This window comes from Streptomyces cahuitamycinicus (assembly GCF_002891435.1).
Taxonomy (GTDB): Bacteria; Actinomycetota; Actinomycetes; order Streptomycetales; family Streptomycetaceae; genus Streptomyces; species Streptomyces cahuitamycinicus.
This window is the reverse complement of record NZ_POUC01000670.1, coordinates 1-2,939: the sequence shown is the minus strand read 5'-3', so window position 1 is coordinate 2,939 and position 2,939 is coordinate 1. Positions and strand designations below refer to the sequence as shown.

The window sequence follows — 2,939 nt, the reverse complement described above, 5'->3', positions numbered from 1 at the left end:
GGGCAGGGCAGGGCGTCGAGGGCGGCGAGGACCGTGGGGATCTCGCGGAAGGCGAGCAGACCGGGTACGTAAGGGAAGGAGATCCGGCCCACCGCGGTGGCCTCGGCGACGACTTCGAGGCTCGCAGCGTCCAGGACGACCGCGGCCGCCGTGACGACGTCCCGTTCGTCGTCGTAGGCGACGTCGACCCCGGTCACCCGGCCCGTTCCGGGCGGCGGGCCCGGCTCGTCGAGGATCACGCGTGCGCGCAGTTCGTCCTGGACGGCGCGGGCCTGTTCCTCTGTGGTGGGCCAGCCTTCGGGGATGCGTACGGTCGTCATGGTGGCCTGAGCCTACGGGCTCCCCGGCGGCCGGACGCAGGCCCGGGGGTGGCCTCCCGATCATGTTCGTGCCGGAGCTGACGACACCGCCCCGCTGGAAGCCGTCGACGCCGCGCTGAAGGAGCACCTTGACCGGCTCGACGAGCGGCACCGGCAGGGGTCTTCCTCGCCTCCGGGCGCAAGGCCCCCCGCGACGGCGGGGTGATCATCGCCGTCGCGGGGGATCGCGCGCGAAACGAGGAGGTCACCGCGGAGGACCCGTTCGTCACCGCGGGCGTGTGCGCGTACCGCGTCACCGAGTTCACGGCGACGAAGACGGCGCCCGCGCTGGAGGCCTACCGGGAGACCCTCTGAGGCGTCCGCCTCACTTGCCCAGTGCGCGCTGCAGCTGGCTCTTGTTCATGCTGGAACGGCCTTCGACGCCCTTGCGCTTGGCCTCCTGGTACAGCTGGTCGTAGGTGGGGCCCTGGGAGCCCTGCCCCGACCGCTGGCCACCGCGCTTGCCGGACGACATGTCCTTCGTGGAGGTGCGGCTGGCCGTCTTCGACTCGCCGGAGCGGGCGCGTTCCTTGTTCACCGTCCGCGCGGCGATCTCCTTGGCGCGGCCGGTGCTCTCGCCCCGGTCCTGCGCACTGTCCTTGATGTGTTCGTACTGGCGCTCCCGCTTGGAGCTCGAACCGCGTGGCATTCTCGCTCACTTCCTTTCACGATCAGTGAACGAGTACCCACATTGCCAACGATCAGGGCACCCCGCATGCTCAGTGCTCCAGGCGGGCAACGCGGCCCTTCTCACCGGCGGCCCAGCACCCGTGGTCCGGTGTGCAGTCGACGGTGTCGTAGGAACCGGTGTCGACGGTCCGCCAGGTGCGGCCGGCGTCCGTGGTGAGGTCGGTGCCGCCGGGACCGACGGCGAGGGCGGCGGTGCGGCTGTGCGGGAGCCAGGCGACGCCGGAGCGGTAGGCGGGCTGGGGTGTGGCGGCCGGGCGCCAGGAGCGGCCGCCGTCGGAGGTGCGTGCGGCGGCGCGCGGCGAGGGCTGGTCGGGCCGGTAGTCGCCACCGACGGCGAGGCCCCGGGTGCGGTCGCGGAAGGCGAGCGCGAAGACGCCGCGGGCCGGGTCGCCCGCCGGGAGGGGCGTGTCGGTGGCCGTCCAGGTGAGGCCCCGGTCGGCGGAGTGCAGCACACGTGCGCGTGCGGCCCCGCCGGTGGCGAGCCAGACGTCCTTCGGCCCGGACGTCACCAGGCACTGGCCACTCGCCGCGAAACCGGCCTCGCCCTCCTGCGCGGCCGGCATGCCACGGTCCGGCAGCACCTTCCAGGTACGGCCACCGTCGCCGGTCGACAGGAGGCGGAACTTGCCGTCCACCGGGTCGCTCATCGCGAGGCCGTGGCGGTGGTCGAAGAAGGCGAGGCAGTCGTAGAAGGCCTTGGGGTCGGTGTTGCGGAAGGACTCCGTCCAGGTCGCTCCGCCGTCGTCGGTGCGGTAGACCCGGGACGCCTCGCCCTCGCCGATGGCCAGGACCACGGCCCGGCGCGCGTCGAACGCCTCGACGTCCCGGAACTGCAACTCCCCCGCGCCGGGCGGTGAGACGTTCCGCCAGGTCGCCCCGGCGTCGGTGGTGCGCAGCACGGTGCCGCCCGTACCGGCGACCCAGGCGGTGTTCCGGCTGACTGCGGCGAGGCCCCGGAACCGCGTCTCCGGGGTGCCGGTGTCCTTGAGTTCCCAGTGCGGCACCCGGCGCTCCGGTTCGTGCGCCTGTGCCGGTGCGCCCGTCAGGGCTGCCAGTGCCGCCGCGCAGGCCGCCAGCGCGGTCGCCCTGCTGCGTGTTCGTCCCGCCGGTCGCGTGCTCCCCATGCGCCTCATGGCGGGGGAAGCTAGCCCACCACCCGGGTGCCGTCCAGATGGCCTCACCGGCGCTCCGGGTGCTGCGGAGGGTGCCACAAGTGCCCTTCGGGGCACAGGAGGAGAGTCACGTCACTCTGGTGCATGAACACGGTGACAGAGGTCACTCGCATTTCGTGTGCACGGATTGGCTGATTCCGTCGTCTCTTCCAGTGCCCGGCCTCATCCGCCCGGAAGTGTCCGCCCAGCCGTCACAAGGGAGCAAGGCGTTGTCCATCGTCATCGAGCAGCCCGTGGAGGCCCGCCTCGTCGCCGCCGCGCCGCGTATGCCGAGCATTCCCGCGACGCTGCACTACGACCGGCGTGATCCTTTCGCCGTCCGTATGACCTTCCCCGCCCCGGCCACGCTGGAGGGCGTCGAGGTCTGCTGGACCTTCTCCCGTGAGCTGCTCGCCGCGGGCCAGAAGAACGCCGAGGGGCACGGGGACGTGCGCGTGCGGCCCTACGGCTACGACCGCACGGTGCTGGAGTTCCACGCCCCCGAGGGCACCGCCGTGGTCCACGTCCGCTCCAGCGAGATCCGCCGGTTCCTGGAGGCCACGAGCGAACTCGTGGCCGTCGGTCTGGAGCACCTCCAGCTGGATCTGGACCACGGTCTCGCCGAGCTGATGCGGGACGCGTGCTGAGCCGACGGGAGCGCCCCAGGAGGGCGTTGACCTCACCGTGGCCGAGCGGGTCCGCCGGCCCCCCGTAGGTCCCCGGGCCGGCACTCCCGGCC

Annotated in this window: 4 protein-coding genes and 1 pseudogene; 2 read left to right on the top strand and 3 right to left on the bottom strand. The window is 72.8% G+C overall.

The genetic code is table 11. The features are described from left to right. On the bottom strand, positions 1-320 hold a 320-nt coding region (locus tag C1J00_RS41375; protein ID WP_146046370.1), incomplete at its 3' end, for an endonuclease V. 62 nt (positions 321-382) lie between these two features. On the opposite strand from C1J00_RS41375, the pseudogene C1J00_RS41370 reads away from it, so the two are divergent. Further along, positions 383-674, top strand: a pseudogene (locus C1J00_RS41370) (YciI family protein). Between the two features lie 10 nt (positions 675-684). Here C1J00_RS41370 and C1J00_RS41365 read toward each other — a convergent pair. Together C1J00_RS41365 and C1J00_RS41360 are read right to left on the bottom strand one after the other, a co-directional pair. After that, positions 685-1,008, bottom strand: a complete 324-nt coding sequence (locus C1J00_RS41365) for a plasmid stabilization protein (protein ID WP_102913972.1) — start codon at positions 1,006-1,008, stop codon at positions 685-687. 70 nt (positions 1,009-1,078) lie between these two features. Beyond that, positions 1,079-2,173, bottom strand: coding sequence for a WD40/YVTN/BNR-like repeat-containing protein (locus C1J00_RS41360; RefSeq protein WP_102913971.1), 1,095 nt, complete (start codon positions 2,171-2,173; stop codon positions 1,079-1,081). A 257-nt stretch (positions 2,174-2,430) separates the two neighbouring features. On the opposite strand from C1J00_RS41360, the gene ssgD reads away from it, so the two are divergent. Then, positions 2,431-2,847 (top strand): spore wall synthesis regulator SsgD, encoded by a 417-nt coding sequence (ssgD, locus tag C1J00_RS41355; protein ID WP_102913970.1) that lies wholly within the window; start codon positions 2,431-2,433, stop codon positions 2,845-2,847. Positions 2,848-2,939 lie beyond the last annotated feature (92 nt).